The sequence below is a fragment of the Stenotrophomonas sp. Ps181 genome, assembly GCF_025697425.1.
Lineage (GTDB): Bacteria > Pseudomonadota > Gammaproteobacteria > Xanthomonadales > Xanthomonadaceae > Stenotrophomonas > Stenotrophomonas sepilia.
In genome coordinates this window covers 719769-734071 of record NZ_JAHWBI010000002.1, presented here as the reverse complement: position 1 = coordinate 734071, position 14303 = coordinate 719769, and the positions used below count along the sequence as shown (strand labels likewise).

General features: G+C 68.1%; 11 protein-coding genes. 4 read left to right on the top strand and 7 right to left on the bottom strand.

What is annotated here, in order from left to right; genetic code table 11:
• Positions 1–233: 233 nt before the first annotated feature.
• The gene (locus tag KXV01_RS07000) at positions 234–3395 is read right to left on the bottom strand and encodes an efflux RND transporter permease subunit (RefSeq protein ID WP_049440949.1); all 3162 of its coding nucleotides are present in this window, start codon (positions 3393–3395) and stop codon (positions 234–236) included.
• Between the two features lie 4 nt (positions 3396–3399).
• Positions 3400–4530: an efflux RND transporter periplasmic adaptor subunit gene (locus KXV01_RS06995; protein WP_099495281.1), complete on the bottom strand. Its 1131-nt coding sequence runs from the start codon at positions 4528–4530 to the stop codon at positions 3400–3402.
• 120 nt (positions 4531–4650) lie between these two features.
• Here KXV01_RS06995 and KXV01_RS06990 point away from each other — a divergent pair, with 120 nt between their 5' ends.
• The 3 genes from KXV01_RS06990 to KXV01_RS06980 all read left to right on the top strand — a co-directional run bounded on the left by KXV01_RS06990 (position 4651) and on the right by KXV01_RS06980 (position 7489).
• Positions 4651–5331, top strand: a complete 681-nt coding sequence (locus tag KXV01_RS06990) for a TetR/AcrR family transcriptional regulator (protein WP_049416696.1) — start codon at positions 4651–4653, stop codon at positions 5329–5331.
• Between the two features lie 135 nt (positions 5332–5466).
• Complete coding sequence (locus tag KXV01_RS06985) at positions 5467–6114, top strand: protein-L-isoaspartate O-methyltransferase (protein WP_049416694.1); 648 nt, start codon at positions 5467–5469, stop codon at positions 6112–6114.
• 16 nt (positions 6115–6130) lie between these two features.
• Positions 6131–7489: a TolC family outer membrane protein gene (locus tag KXV01_RS06980; protein ID WP_049416692.1), complete on the top strand. Its 1359-nt coding sequence runs from the start codon at positions 6131–6133 to the stop codon at positions 7487–7489.
• A gap of 95 nt (positions 7490–7584) precedes the next feature.
• Here KXV01_RS06980 and KXV01_RS06975 read toward each other — a convergent pair whose 3' ends face one another.
• Both KXV01_RS06975 and waaA read right to left on the bottom strand, forming a co-directional pair.
• Entirely contained in the window at positions 7585–8832 is a 1248-nt protein-coding gene (locus tag KXV01_RS06975; RefSeq protein ID WP_099495282.1) for an amino acid transporter, read from the bottom strand.
• Between the two features lie 223 nt (positions 8833–9055).
• Positions 9056–10354: a lipid IV(A) 3-deoxy-D-manno-octulosonic acid transferase gene (gene waaA, locus KXV01_RS06970; RefSeq protein ID WP_049416687.1), complete on the bottom strand. Its 1299-nt coding sequence runs from the start codon at positions 10352–10354 to the stop codon at positions 9056–9058.
• A 60-nt stretch (positions 10355–10414) separates the two neighbouring features.
• Between waaA and KXV01_RS06965 the strand changes: the two genes are divergently transcribed.
• Entirely contained in the window at positions 10415–11332 is a 918-nt protein-coding gene (locus tag KXV01_RS06965; RefSeq protein WP_099485843.1) for an LpxL/LpxP family Kdo(2)-lipid IV(A) lauroyl/palmitoleoyl acyltransferase, read from the top strand.
• Positions 11333–11433: 101 nt separating this feature from the next.
• Here KXV01_RS06965 and KXV01_RS06960 read toward each other — a convergent pair whose 3' ends face one another.
• The 3 genes from KXV01_RS06960 to KXV01_RS06950 are packed head-to-tail and all read right to left on the bottom strand — an operon-like array spanning position 11434 to position 14074.
• The gene (locus KXV01_RS06960) at positions 11434–12765 is read right to left on the bottom strand and encodes an O-antigen ligase family protein (RefSeq protein WP_049440945.1); all 1332 of its coding nucleotides are present in this window, start codon (positions 12763–12765) and stop codon (positions 11434–11436) included.
• Positions 12746–13861, bottom strand: a complete 1116-nt coding sequence (locus KXV01_RS06955) for a glycosyltransferase (RefSeq protein WP_100478739.1) — start codon at positions 13859–13861, stop codon at positions 12746–12748. The genes KXV01_RS06960 and KXV01_RS06955 overlap by 20 nt, the downstream gene beginning before the upstream one ends.
• Positions 13862–13876: 15 nt before the next feature.
• Entirely contained in the window at positions 13877–14074 is a 198-nt protein-coding gene (locus tag KXV01_RS06950) for a zinc-finger domain-containing protein (protein WP_005410967.1), read from the bottom strand.
• Positions 14075–14303 lie beyond the last annotated feature (229 nt).

Genomic DNA, 14303 nt, shown 5'->3' with positions numbered 1-14303 from the left:
CGCCAGAAAGCTGGCCAGGATCGCTTGGGGCGTCTTCAAGAGCGGCCGGGACTTTGACCCGGCCATGCTGAAAGTGGGTCAAACCTGCTTCCAGCAGGCTTGACCACGAACATAGGATCTCGGCTCTACAGCAAGCAGGTCCCGCGAGCAGATCACTCCGCGCCATGCGTGGATGCATGCGTGCCAACCGAGGTTGGCACCTGCCTGAGGCGGTGGCCGTGGACGCCGGGGCATCACGCCCCGGATTCATCGGGCTTCACCCGGAACCACGCCGCGTACAACGCCGGCAGGAACACCAGGGTCAGCACCGTACCGACGATCAGGCCACCCATGATCGAGATCGCCATCGAGCCATAGAATGCGCTGCGCGACAGCGGAATCATCGCCAGCACGGCTGCCAGTGCGGTCAGCACGATCGGGCGGAAGCGGCGCACCGTGGCATCGATGATCGAATGCCAGCGGTCATGCCCGGCATCGATGTCCTGCTGGATCTGGTCGATCAGGATCACCGAGTTGCGCATGATCATGCCGGCCAGTGCGATCGTGCCCAGCAGCGCGACGAAGCCGAACGGCGCCCGGAACAGCAGCAGGAACAGCGTCGCGCCGATGATGCCCAGCGGCGCGGTCACCAGCACCATCGCTGCACGCGAGAAGCTGCGCAGCTGCAGCATCAGCAGCGTGGCCACCACCACCAGGAACAGCGGCATGCCGGCCTTGATTGAGTTCTGGCCACGCGCCGAATCCTCCACGGTACCGCCGGTTTCCAGCAGGTAACCACTGGGCAGCTCGGCACGGATGCCGTCCAGTGTGGGCAGGATCTGATGCACCACGTCCAGCGCCTGCATGCCATCACTGATGTCGGCGCGCACGGTCACCGTCGGCAACCGGTTGCGGTGCCAGATGATGCCGTCCTCGAAGCCGTACTCCATCGTCGCCACCTGCGACAGTGTGATGCTGCCACCGTTGGCGGTGGGCATCGACAGGCTGGACAGCAGCTCCAGCTGGTTGCGCTCATCGGCCGGCCCGCGCAGCAGCATCTCGATCTGGCGATTGCCCTCGCGATACACGCTTACCGATTGCCCGGCCAACGAACTGGACAGGAACTGGCTGACCTGGGCGCTGCTCACGCCCAGCGCGCGGGCGCGCTCCTGGTCGACCACCAGGCGCACCACCTTGCTCGGCTCGCTCCAGTCCAGGTTGACGTTCATCACGTGCGGGTTCTCCCGCACCTTGGCCTCGACCTGGCGCGCGATCGCCTGCACCTTCTCGATGTGCTCGCCGGAGATGCGCATCTGCACCGGATAGCCGACCGGCGGGCCGTTCTCCAGGCGGGTCACGCGCATCTGCACGTCCGGGAACTTCGGGATCACCTCGTGCAGCAGCCAGTCGCGGGTGCTTTCACGCGACGTGATGTCCTTGGCCAGCACCACGAACTGGGCGAAGTTGGTCGCCGGCAGCTGCTGGTCCAGCGGCAGGTAGAAGCGCGGCGAACCGGTGCCCACATAGGACACGTAGTTGGCAATGCCCTCGCGGCTGGACAGCAGCTTCTCCAGCTTCTCGGCCTGGGCCTGGGTCGAGCGCAGCGAGGCGCCCTCGGCCAGCTCGATGTCCACCATCAGTTCCGGCCGGGTCGAGTCCGGGAAGAACTGCTGCGGCACGAAGCGGAACATCATCAGCGAGAACACGAACAGGCCGATGGTCGCCGCGATCACCCACCAGCGATGCCGCAGGCAGGTATCGAGGAAGCGACGGAAGCTACGATAGAACGGGCGCTGGTACGGATCGTGGTCGTGCCCGTGCTGCGGCGGCGCGATCAGATTGGCCAGCGCCGGATAGCGGTCGGCCCACTGCTGGCGCTTGGCGTGCCAGCGCGCGGACAGGCTGCCCGGCTTCGGCGGCTGCGGATTGAACAGGTCCGGCAGCATCTTGTCGCCCAGGTAAGGGATGAACAGCACCGCTGCGATCCACGACACCACCAGCGCGATGGTCACCACCTGGAACAGCGAGCGGGTGTATTCACCGGTACTCGATGCCGCAGTGGCAATGGGCAGGAAGCCGGCCGCGGTGATCAGGGTGCCGGTCAGCATCGGGAACGCGGTCGACTCCCAGGCGAAACTGGCGGCGCGCAGGCGGTCGTAGCCCTGCTCCATCTTGGTGGCCATCATCTCCACCGCGATGATCGCATCGTCCACCAGCAGGCCCAGCGCCAGCACCAGTGCACCCAGCGAGATCTTGTGCAGGCCGATGTCGAAGTAGTGCATGACGAAGAAGGTCATCGCCAGCACCAGCGGAATGGTCACGCCCACCACCAGGCCGGTGCGCAGGCCCAGCGAGAAGAAGCTGACCAGCAGCACGATCACCACCGCCTCGGTCAGCACCTGCACGAACTCGCCGACCGACTCTTCCACCGATTGCGGCTGGTCGGACACCTTGCGCAGCTGCATGCCGGCCGGCAGGGTCTTCTGCAGGCGCTCGAACTCGGCATCGAGGTTGGCGCCGAGCTTGAGGATGTCACCGCCATCCTTCATCGCCACCGCCAAGCCGATCGCCTCTTCGCCCATGAAGCGCATCTTCGGCGACGCCGGATCGGCGAAGCCGCGCTTGACCTCGGCGATGTCGCCCAGGTGCACGGTGCGGTCGCCGGCGCGGATCGGGAACTGGCGGATCGCTTCGATGTCGTTGAACTGGCCGGTCACCCGCAGCTGCACGCGATCGGTGGCGGTCTCGAAGAAGCTGGTGCCGGTCACCGCATTCTGGTCGGCCAGCGCCTGCTGCACCTGCTGCATCGACACACCCAGCGTTGCCAGCCGGGTGTTGGACAGTTCGATCCACACCTTCTCGTCCTGCAGGCCGACCAGGTCGATCTTGCCGACATCGGGTACGCGCTGCAGTTCCAGCTGGATGCGGTCGGCGTAGTCGCGCATCACTGCGTAGTCGAAGCCCTTGCCGGTCAACGCATAGATGTTCCCGTAGGTGTCGCCGAACTCATCGTTGAAGAACGGGCCGACGATCTCGCGCGGCAGCGTCGGGCGGATGTCTCCCACGCGCTTGCGCACCTGGTACCACAGGTCCGGGATCTGCTTGGAACGCAGGCTGTCGCGCGCCATGAAGATGATCTGCGATTCGCCCGGGCGCGAGTACGAGCGGATGAACTCGTACTCGCCGGTATTCATCAGCGCCTTCTCGAGCGGCTCGGTCACCTGCCGCGAGACCTGCTCGGCGGTCGCCCCCGGCCACAATGTGCGCACCACCATCGCCTTGAAGGTGAACGGCGGGTCCTCGGACTGGCCCAGGTGCTTGTACGACCATGCGCCGATCAGCGCGAAGGCCAGCATCGCAAACAGCACCAGCGGGCGGTTGGACAACGCCCACTCGGAAAGATTGAAGCGGCGCACCGGCTTACTCCCTGGCCTTGGCGGCAGCGGCCGGCGTAGCCGGCTTCAGCACGGGACGGTTCTGCCGGTCCACGGCGATCACCGGCTGACCGGCCCGCAGCAGGTGGCCACCCGCAGCAACCACCCAGTCACCCCCGCTCACGCCCGACAGTACCGGTACCGTCTCGCTGCCAAACGCACCGGTGGTAACCGTTGCGGCCTTCAGCGTGCTGTTGGCCGGATCGACCACCCACACGCTGGCGGCACCATTGGCACCGCGCTGCAGCGCGCCGAGCGGCAGCTGCAGGGTGCCGTGGCGGCCGGCGCTGCTGTAGACGCGGGCACTCTGGCCCAGTTCGACGTCGGCCAGCGTATCGGCGGGCAGGCTCACCCGGGTCGCATAGGTGCGTGCCTGCGGATCGGCAGCGGCGGCGATCTCCCGGATCGTGCCCGGCAGGCGCTGGCCGGGGCGGTTCCACAACTCCACCTCGACCGGCTGGCCCACCGCATAGTCGCGGATGGTGGCCTCGGGCAGGTCGATCAGCACTTCGCGGCCACCGTCGGCGGCCAGGTTGAAAATGGTCTGCCCGGCGGACACCACCTGCCCGGCCTCGGCCTCGCGGCTGGCGATCACACCGTCGGCCGGCGCACGCAGCTGTGCGTAGCCGGCCTGGTTGCGCAGCACATCAAGGTTGGCGCGAGCGGCATTGGCCTGGCCCTGCGCGGCCTTGAACGCGGCGGACTGCTGGTCCAGCTGCGAGCGGCTGACCAGCTGCTGGTCGGCCAGCACCTGGTAACGCTTGAGGTCATCGCGGGCGCGCACCAGATCGGCTTCGGCTGCCGCCAGCTGTGCCTGCGAGGCACGGGCCTGCAGCGCGAAGTCGGCCACGTCCAGCTCGGCCAGCACGTCGCCCTTCTTCACCCGTTGCCCGGCATCGACGTGGCGCTTGACCAGGTTGCCGCCAACGCGGAACGACAGCGGACTTTCCTGTCGCGCACGCACCGTACCCGGGAACGCCGCCGGCGCCTGCCCGGCCTGCTCGCCGGGGTGAACCACCAGTACCGGCACGGCCGCCGCCGGCGCCTGTTCCTGCCCCGAACAGGCTGCCAGCGCAGCCATCCACACCATACCGCCCATCCAGCGCACGATCTTCATCGGTCAACGTCCTGAAAACGCAGGGTTGCAACTTAAGGAGGGAGCCGCGACTGCCGGCCCAATTTAATAAACCGGTCGGTATAGTATAAATATCGAACCGCTTGGTCTAGTATTGTCGCGATGAGTTCTCCCACTTCCCGCAAGCCGTCGGCCAAGCCCGCTGCCAAGGCCGCCGGACCCGGGCGCCCCAAGGACCTCGGCAAGCGCGCGGCGATCCTTGAAGCAGCCAAGGCACTGTTCATCGAACAGGGGTATACCGGCGTGAGCATGGACACCATCGCCGCTCAGGCCGGCGTCTCGAAGCTGACTGTGTACAGCCACTTCGGCGACAAGGAAACGCTGTTCTCCGAGGCGGTGCAGTCAAAGTGCATTGAAATGCTGCCCGACGCGTTGTTCGTAGCCGACGCGGACGGCCCGCTGCGCGACCAGCTGATCGGCATCGGTCTGGCCTTCTTTGAACTGATCACCTCCGACGCGGCGATCTCGATCCAGCGCATGATGATGGCGCCGGAGACCGACGAACGCCTGCGCGCGCTGTTCTGGAAAGCCGGCCCCGAGCGTACCTGCGAGGCGCTGGCCGATTTCCTGCGCGCCCGCGCCGAGCGCGGCGAACTGGATATCCCCGACTGTGCTCTGGCCGGCGAGCAGTTCCTGACCCTGGTCAAGGGCGAAGTGCACATGCATATGATGTGCGGCATGCCACTGTCACCCGTGGAATGCGACCCTCTTGCCCACGTGACCGCCAGCATCGACTTCTTCCTGCGCGCCTACGCGCCGCGAGGGGCCGGACCGGCTGAATAACCAAAACTGAACGAACCGGAGGTCGCGATGACTTCCGGCACTGCGACCCCGGCCCCCGGCAGCTGATGCTCTGGGCGCGCCGCCGGCCTCCGGCACCGGTAAAATGGCCGGCCCACTGCGCTGGATTTGAACCTCATGACGATTGATTACGCCCACGCCCGCGAACTGATGGTGGAACAGCAGATCCGTCCCTGGGACGTGCTGGACATCAAGGTGCTCGACGTCCTGGCCCGCCTGCCGCGCGAGGCCTTTGTCGCCGACGCACACCGGGCACTGGCCTACGCCGATGTCGAACTGCCGATCGGCCACGGCCAGAAGATGATGAAGCCGGTCATCGAGGGCCGTACCCTGCAGGCACTGGACCTGCAGCCGGGTGACGAAGTACTGGAAATCGGCACGGGCAGCGGCTTCCTGTCGGCCTGCATCGGCGCGCTGGCGCGCGATGTGCTGAGCCTGGAAATCGACCCGGAGCTGGCCGCCGCTGCGCGTGCCCGCCTGGACGCCTCCGGCCTGGGCAGCAACGTCCGCGTGGAAGTGGCCGATGCCCTGTCCTGGCAGACCGAACGCCGCTTTGACGTGATCTGTGTCACTGGTGCGGTCGACGTGGTGCCGTCACAGTTCGCCTCGTGGCTGCGTCCGGGTGGCCGCCTGTTCGTGATCCACGGCCGCTCGCCGGCGATGGAGGCCCTGCTGGTCAAGGCCGACGGCAGCTCCGAGTCCCTGTTCGAGACCGATATCGATTACCTGCGTGGTGCCGCCCCGGCCCCCCAGTTCCACCTCTGAGTCCAAGGAAGCCGCAATGATCCGCCGATCCCTCGCTGTTGCGCTGGCCACTGCCCTGCTGCCGTTGTCCGCCCATGCCGCCGACCTGCTGCAGGTCTACGAAATGGCCCGCAACGGCGATCCGCAGCTGTCGGCCGCCGAATCGACCCGGCTGTACGACAAGGAAGGCGCCGTGCAGGCGCGTGCCGCCCTGCTGCCGCAGATCAACGGCCAGGCCGCGCTGAACCGCACGCGCAGCGAGCCGAACGCCGACGCCAACTCCGGCTCGTTCACCAACAAGCGCCGCACCTACACGATCGACGGCAGCCAGACGCTGTTCAACTGGACCCAGATCAACAACCTGCGCTCGCAGCGTGAGCTGAGCAAGGCGGCGGACTTCACCCTCGAATCGGCCAACGACAACCTGATCGTGCGCACCTCGGCGGCCTACTTCAACGTGCTGGTGGCGATCGAATCGCTGAACGCCGCACAGACCAATGAAGCGGCCGCGAAGAAGCAGTTCGACTTCGCCGACAAGCGCCTGGAAGTGGGCCTGGCGCCGATCACCGACGTGCACGAAGCACGCGCCCAGTACGACCAGGCGCGCGCCAACACCATCATTGCGCAGAACACCCTGGCCGATAACTACCAGGCCCTGACCGAACTGACCGGCCAGCCGGTGACCAACCTGCGTGGCCTGCCGACGGACTTCCGCCCGGAAGTGCCGGCCAACCGCGGCAACATTGACGAGCTGGTGCAGCAGGCCACCACCCAGAATCCGGCGCTGAAGGCGCAGGAGCTGAAGGTCAGTGCCGCCGAAGCCGGCGTGCAGGCTGCCCGTGGTGGTCATTACCCGACCCTGTCGCTGGGCGGCAGCTGGGGCAAGAGCGCCACCTGGGGCGACAGCACCGGTGCCGGATCGCTGTCGCCGGATGCGCGCACCAACAGCATCGGCCTGACCTTGAGCGTGCCGATCTTCTCCGGTGGTGCCACCCAGTCCGGCGTGCGCCAGGCGCTGGCGCAGCGTGACATCGCCCAGGACGGCTACGAGCAGCAGAAGCGTGCCCTGGATCGCAATACCCGCAATGCCTACCAGACCCTGGTGCAGGGCATCAGCGAGGTGGAAGCGCGCCGCCTGGCGGTGGTCTCGGCGCAGAGCGCGTACGACGCTTCGCAGGTCGGCCTGGAAGTCGGTACCCGTACCGTGCTGGATGTGATCCAGAACCAGCGCATCCTGTTCTCGGCGCAGCTGGACTATGCCCAGGCCCGCTACACCTTCCTGCAGAACCGCCTGCTGCTGAGCCAGTCGCTGGGTGCGCTGGACGTGGCCGAACTGCAGGACGTCAATCGACTGCTGACCCAGGACGCGGGCAACCCGGCCACGACCACGCACTGAGTCGTCGCCCCTGCAACGAAAAAGCCACCCGCGAGGGTGGCTTTTTTGCAGGTGGTGCATCCACGCGCTCGTCCCCGGCGTGGCCCCACGAACCGTCAGCCCGGCCATGCGCGCAGGCGTTCCAACGCCGCAAGCACGCACAGCGCGGCTGCCAAGGGGGCCAGCATCGACATCATCAGCCCGCAGCCGGCTGCGCCTTGCCGGGTGTCATCCCGACGCCGCAGCACCGCCAGGCACAGCGCCGCCATCACCACCAGCGTCGCTGGACCCGGCAGCGCCGGCAAGGTGCCCTGCGGCAGCCACAGCACCAGCATCACCGCCGGCAGCCCAACCACCATTGCGCTCAGGCGCGTGCGGGATCGTCCCGCCGCGTCAGCTGCGCGGAGCCACAACGATGTGGCCAACCGGACGGCCAGCATCAGCAGTACCAACTGCAGGGCGGCCAGGCCCGCTGCACCGGCCAGGGGCAACAATGGCAGCATCCACTGCAGCTGGGGATGCACCTGCAGCGCCACGGCCAGTGGCCGGGTACTGGCGAGCGCGGAGAACTCGACCAGCCCGGCCTGCAATGCTGCCAGCACGATCAGCAGCAGCATCGCCAGCAACGAGACCAGCGCCAGCACCGCCGGCTGCCACATCGCGCCCTGGCGGCGCAGCGCAGGAAAGCCCAGTGCCAGGCCCACGCTGGCAAATATGCCCAGCAGCGGCACCGCAGCCGCCAGCACCCCCCCCAGCCCGAAGCGATATGGCGCCGTCGCCGGAGGCAGCCAGGGAACCCAATGCCCGTAGTGCACGTGACGCGCCGCCAGCGCCAGCAGCAGCACCCCCACACCGATCTTCACCGTCAGCAGCGCACAAGCCGCCAGGGCCACACCCCGCGGCGGCAGCAACGCGAGCGCGGTCAACATCAGCAGACCCACGGCCGCCGCTACCTGCACGGGCAGCCAGTCGTTGGCATGGAGGCCTCCGGTAGCCAGCACGGCATGTACATGGCGGGCCATGGACTGTGCCGCGCCCGCCGTGGTCGCCATCAGCTCAAGCAACAGGATCGCGCCCAGAACGACGGCCACCCGTGGCCCCCAGCTGGCGGCCAGCAGCCCGTACAGGCCATTGGCCACCGGCAGTCGCAGCACCAGATCCTGCAGGCAGCACAGCACCAGGCCAGCCCCCAGTGCGGCCAGCAACAGGCTCAGCACGATGGCGGGGCCCGCCTGTGCCGCCGTGTGCTGGCCCACCAGCGCGATCACACTGCCGCCCACCAGCAGCGTCAGTGCCACCACAGCCAGGTGGTCCATCCCCAAGCGCGCCCCACCGGTGCCGTCCCTGCCCCTGTCGCCGTCCATCGCAAGTTCCCTTGATATCCGCCCAAGCGCGGTCGACAGCAGGCTGGCAGCCTGCGTCGTCCTGCGGAATCGGAATCGGTGCTGCGTGCGCCACGATGTGATGGCAGGCACGCTGCCATCGGCAGGGTCGGTCCAGCAACGACAGAAAAATCGTCGCTAAGCAGAATTGATGAAGTTGATCACGACAACGCTGCGCAGCGCCGCCGACGCAGCAACGCCGGGATCACTCGCGCGGTGGTGGCAGATGCGGTGCGACCAGCGCAAGCGTGCGCTGCAGCGCGCCACGGCCATTGCTGACCAACGTGCAACCCGCACGCGCCATGTCTTCGCGGGCCTGCGCATCTTCAAGCAGATGCTGCAGCAGGTCGCCCACCGCCTGCGCATCTTCGCCGATCAGCAGCGCACCGGCCTCGCGCATGCGCCGGGAGATTTCCGCGAAGTTGTGCAGGTGCGGGCCGGTCACCGCCGCGGTTCCCATCGCAGCGGGCTCCAGCAGGTTGTGGCCACCGATGGCCTGCAGGCTGCCGCCGACGAAGGCGACCTGGGCGCAGGCGTAGAACGGCATCAGCTCGCCGAGGGTATCGATGACGAACACGTCTGTGGCGGCGTGCGGCCACTGGTCCACGCGGCGGGTCGCCACGCTCCAGCCCTGTTCGCGCGCCAGCGCTTCCACCTTCGCGAAACGTTCGGGATGGCGCGGTGCCCACAGCAGCAGCAGATCCGGATGCTGCTGGCGCAGGCGCCGGTGCAGGTCGATCACCGCCTGTTCTTCGCCATCATGGGTACTGGCGGCGATCCATACCGGGCGCGCGCCCGGCACCCGTGCATGGAACTGTTCGACGAAGCCCTGCACGTCCGGCGTGGTGATGTCGAACTTCAGGTTGCCCAGTGCCTGCACCTGGCCGGGCTCCGCCCCCAGCTGCACGAAGCGCTCGGCATCGTCCTGCGACTGCGCGGCCACGCAGGTGACGGTGCGCAGGGCGCGGCGGATCAATGCGGCCAGCAGCCGGTAGCCGCGCAGCGAACGCGCCGACAACCGGGCATTGAGGATGTAGACCGGAACACCACGGTCACGGCAGCCGAACAGCATGTTCGGCCACAACTCGGTTTCCAGGATCAGCGCCAGGCTGGGCTGGAAATGGCCGAGGAAGCGGTTGACGCTGCCCGGCACGTCGTACGGCAGGTAGACATGGTCCAGCGCGTCGCCCCAGAGCGCACGCACGCGCTCGGAGCCGGTCGGAGTGATGGTGGTGATGACCCAGCGGATGTCCGGGCGCTGCTGGCGAAGGGCATTGACCAGCGGCGCGGCGGCATTGACCTCGCCCACCGAGACCGCGTGCAGCCACACCCGCGGCTGGCCGGTCGGCTGCGGATAGGAGGCGTAGCGTTCGTCCCAGCGCCGGAAGTACTCACGGACCCGGAAGCCGCGCCAGACCAGGTGGTACACGGTGATCGGCAGCAGGATGTAGAGCACGACCGAGTACAGGCCGCGCAGGATCCATTCGACAGGGTCTTTACGCATGCGGCAAGGATACGGGAGCCCCCCGGGAAAGACACGCGGCCGCCTTGGTAGAATGGCCCCATGTCAGATGCCTCCACCGCCGTCCGCCCGTCGCTGCGCGATCCGCGCAACTGGCCGATGTTCGCCGCCATGCTCGGCGCCTTCGCCATCGCCCGCCTGCCGTGGATGCTGCAGCGCGCGCTGGGCCGGGGCGTCGGCTGGATCACCTGGCGCCTGCTCGGCAGCCGCCGCCGCGCCGCCGAGGTCAACCTGCAGCTGTGCTTCCCCGAGAAGGACGAAGCGTGGCGGCAGCGCCTGGTGCGCGACAGTTTCGATGCGCTGGGCGTCGGCGTGTTCGAGTGCATCCGCGCCTGGTGGGGCAGCATCGACAGCATCCGCCCGCAGGTACGGATCGAAGGCCTGGAACACCTGCGGCAGATGCAGGCCGAAGGCCGCGGCGTCCTGCTGGTCTCCGGCCACTTCATGACCCTGGAAATGTGCGGCCGCCTGCTGTGCGACTACGTCGATCTTTCAGGCATGTACCGCAAGCACAAGAACCCGGTGTACGAGTGGGCGGTGAAGTTCGGCCGCCTGCGCTATGCCAAGGCGATGTTCGCCAACGAGGACATCCGCGCGACCGTGCGCCACCTGAAGAAGGGCGGCTTCCTCTGGTACGCGCCAGACCAGGACATGCGGGGCAAGGACACCGTGTTCGTGCCGTTCTTCGGCCACACCGCTTCGACCATCACCGCCACCCATCAGTTGGCACGCATGACCGGCTGTGCGGTGATTCCGTACTTCCACCGTCGCGAAGGCGGAAAGTACTTCCTGAAGATCGGCGCGCCGCTGGAGAACTTCCCCAGCGAGGATGTGGAAGCCGATACCACCCGGGTCAACCAGGCCATCGAAGCGATGGTGCGAGAGGCTCCCGACCAGTACCTGTGGATCCACCGCCGCTTCAAGCGCCAGCCGGGCGGCCGGAGCGATTTCTACAAATAGCCGGATGCGGTGGAAGGGCCGGCGTCCTCGCGGTAGTCGCCAACCTTGGTTGGCGCCGGATGAACCGAGGCCGGTCCCGGGGAGCCCACCAAGGTTGGCAACTACTGCATCGGCGGAGATTCGTCCGATTCGCGGGCCAGCAGACTGCCGGCGAACAGGGCCGCCAGCAGCACGGTCAGGCCGCCCCAGAACGCGGAATAGAACGCCAGGTGCGTATTGAGCGGGAACACCGTGACCGCCAGCGCCAGCATCGCCGGTCGGGCCCGATCACGCGCAGCCGCCGGAGCATAGCGCCAGGCCCGCCAGGCCTGCGCCACCGCCGCCAACCACAGCAGCAGGCCCAGAACGCCGGTCTCGGCAAGGATTTCCAGCACGATCTGGTGGGCGTGCAACGCCGGTTGGTTGCCCCACACGGCGGGGCCCTCATCTGACACGCAGGCCGGATACGCATCGCGGAAGCCGCGCGCACCGACACCGTTGACCGGATGCCCCTCGATCATGCACACCGCCGCGGTCCAGATGCGCGCGCGGCCCGAAAGCGCCTCGTCAACGCCCTGCCCGTCTTCGTTCCATGCCTGTGCCGTGCGCGCAACACGCTCGCGCAGCTGCGGCACGCCCGCTGTCAGTGCGGCCGTGCCCAGCGCTGCCACCAGGGCCAGCAGCAGCAGCCGCTTCCAGCCGAACTGGCGCACGCCGCTGTAGGCCAGCACCAGCACAAAGGTGATCCACGAGGCGCGCGAGCCTGCCAGCAGCAGCACGCATCCCAGTGCGGCAGCGGCCAGCAACCACCCTGCATTGCCGAAACGCCGTGCCATCGGCAGCAGCAGGAACGGTGACAGGCTGGCCAGCACCTGGCCGAATTTCAGATTGCAGGGCCCAAGCGCGCCACTGAGGCGGTCGGCCAGTGCGGCTTCGTCGGCCGGGCACAACGCGTGGCCACTCACGGCCAGCTTCAGGTGTTCCAGCGACCAGAACCACGGGCTGGTGCCAGCCAGCGCCTGCACCAGCGCATCCAGCGTCCACGCGCCGGTGATCAGCGCCAGGCCACCGAAGGTCAGGCGCCGCCGTTCCGGCGTGGCCACCGCGATCGCCACCAGCCACATGAAGGGCAGGTAGCGCAGTCCGGCGGCCGCCTTGGTCCACGAGGCCGAAGGGTCGATCGCATCGATGGCCGAAAACGCCTGCGGCAGCCAGTAGCCGAGGAACAGGATCGAGGTCAGCGCCCACGCCGCCGTGCTCAACAGGTGCGGGCGGCGCTGCAGCCGGCGCATCACCATGCGCGCGGCAGCATAGAGCGCGCCAAGGCCCAGCACGGTTTCGGCAATGCCCGGCAGCGGCCACATCGCCACGTACGCCAGCACCCACCAGGGCGCCCAGCGCCCGGCACGGTCGTCGCGCACGATGGCCGCGGGGTCAGCCGGCGAGATCGGCATAGAGGCGGAGGGTATCGCGCTGCATGGCCTGCAGGGTAAACGGGATGCGGGTCGGCAGGGACGGCGGCTGCGCCAGCAGGGCCAGCGCACGTTCACCCAGCGCGCGCGCGTCGCCGAGCGGCACCGCACCGCTGGGCTGCAGCTGCTGCAGCAGTTCGCCGACGCCGCCATGGTCCCAGCCCAGCACCGGGCGGCCGACCGACAGCGCCTCGACCACGGTGCGGCCAAAGGCTTCCGGCTTGTCCGACAGCTGCAGCACCAGATCGCTGGCGGCGTAGGCCTGGGCGATGCGGACGGTAGGTGTGCTGATCTGTACGGCCTCGGCCACGCCCAGTACCGCGGCCTGGCGGCGCAGGTCAGCCACGTAGGCCTCGCGCCCGGGTTCGTCGGTGCCCAGCATCCACAGCTGGGCAGGCACGCCGGCGGCACGCACGTCGGCCAGCAGCTGCAGCGCGTGGGCGTGCCCCTTCAGCCGGGTGCCGCGCCCCGGCAGCAGCAGCAGCGGGCCTTCGACCTGGGCCAGCCACGGGTAGTCGGCCGCCAGGGCCAGCCGCGGGCGGCGGTCGGCGCGCGCCACGCGCGGGAACTGGCCGACATCCACACCCCGCGGTATGACCTGCAGGTTGCCTTCCGGCACCGTCGGGTAGTGGCGCTGCACGTAGGCGCGCACGGTGTTGGAGACGCAGATCACGCGTTCGCCACTGGTCATCACCGCGCTGTAGCGGCTGGGCGAGTTCAACCCGTGCACGGTGGTCACCCAATGCGGGCGCTGTGCGGCGGGCATGGCGCGGATCGCGTACAGGCCCAACCAGGCCGGCAGCCGCGAACGGGCATGCACGATGTCCGCGCCCACTTCGGCAAACAGCCGACGCAGGGTCGGCAGATGGCGCAGGGTCAGCACCGACTTCCGGCCGATGTCCAGGGTGAGGTGCTCGGCACCGCTGTCCAGCAGCGGCTGCACCAGGCGGCCACCGGCAGACACCACCAGCGCGCGATGGCCGGCGGCAACCAGGGCCGCAGCGATTTCCAGGGTCGAGCGCTCGACACCACCGGAGTGCAGCGCCGGCAGCAACTGCACCACGGTCAATCGGCGCATCGAAGGGGCCGCCGTTTAGTCGGCCAGCACGAACACGGAACCGCAGTACGGGCACTGCGCTTCGCCGTTGGGCTCGTCTTCGATCGGCAGGTACACGCGCGGATGCGAGTTCCACAGCGCCATTTCCGGGGTCGGGCAGCTCAACGGCAGATCGCTGCGGTGCACGGTGTAGCGCTTCTCGGCGTTGGCGGGCGCGGTGGCGGTATGGCTCATGGCGGATTCGGTGAACGGGTTGCGAGGCCCGTGATTCTAGCATCTGGGCCGCAACGACATTGCGCCGCAACGGGCCTCTACGCGCTCCTGCGAAGGTCGCGTAGCTGCGCGCGGCACGCGGCGCGATGGCCGCCACGGGAATTCTGCGGCTGTTCCGGCAGGTGGGCTCGCCAGAATCGGCTCCAGCGATATTTCCCGCATTTGGATCGAACTAAATGGCACTTGCCAG

Excerpts from the sequence above, each read along its gene's own strand:
- waaA (WP_049416687.1), bottom strand. The coding sequence starts at position 10,354 with ATGCGTAAAGACCCTGTCGAATGGATCCTGCGCGGCCTGTACTCGGTC.
- KXV01_RS06960 (WP_049440945.1), bottom strand. The coding sequence starts at position 12,765 with ATGCCGATCTCGCCGGCTGACCCCGCGGCCATCGTGCGCGACGACCGT.
- KXV01_RS06990 (WP_049416696.1), top strand. The coding sequence starts at position 4,651 with ATGAGTTCTCCCACTTCCCGCAAGCCGTCGGCCAAGCCCGCTGCCAAG.
- KXV01_RS06965 (WP_099485843.1), top strand. The coding sequence starts at position 10,415 with ATGTCAGATGCCTCCACCGCCGTCCGCCCGTCGCTGCGCGATCCGCGC.
- KXV01_RS06950 (WP_005410967.1), bottom strand. The coding sequence starts at position 14,074 with ATGAGCCATACCGCCACCGCGCCCGCCAACGCCGAGAAGCGCTACACC.
- KXV01_RS06980 (WP_049416692.1), top strand. The coding sequence starts at position 6,131 with ATGATCCGCCGATCCCTCGCTGTTGCGCTGGCCACTGCCCTGCTGCCG.
- KXV01_RS06975 (WP_099495282.1), bottom strand. The coding sequence starts at position 8,832 with ATGGACGGCGACAGGGGCAGGGACGGCACCGGTGGGGCGCGCTTGGGG.
- KXV01_RS06985 (WP_049416694.1), top strand. The coding sequence starts at position 5,467 with ATGACGATTGATTACGCCCACGCCCGCGAACTGATGGTGGAACAGCAG.
- KXV01_RS06995 (WP_099495281.1), bottom strand. The coding sequence starts at position 4,530 with ATGAAGATCGTGCGCTGGATGGGCGGTATGGTGTGGATGGCTGCGCTG.
- KXV01_RS06955 (WP_100478739.1), bottom strand. The coding sequence starts at position 13,861 with ATGCGCCGATTGACCGTGGTGCAGTTGCTGCCGGCGCTGCACTCCGGT.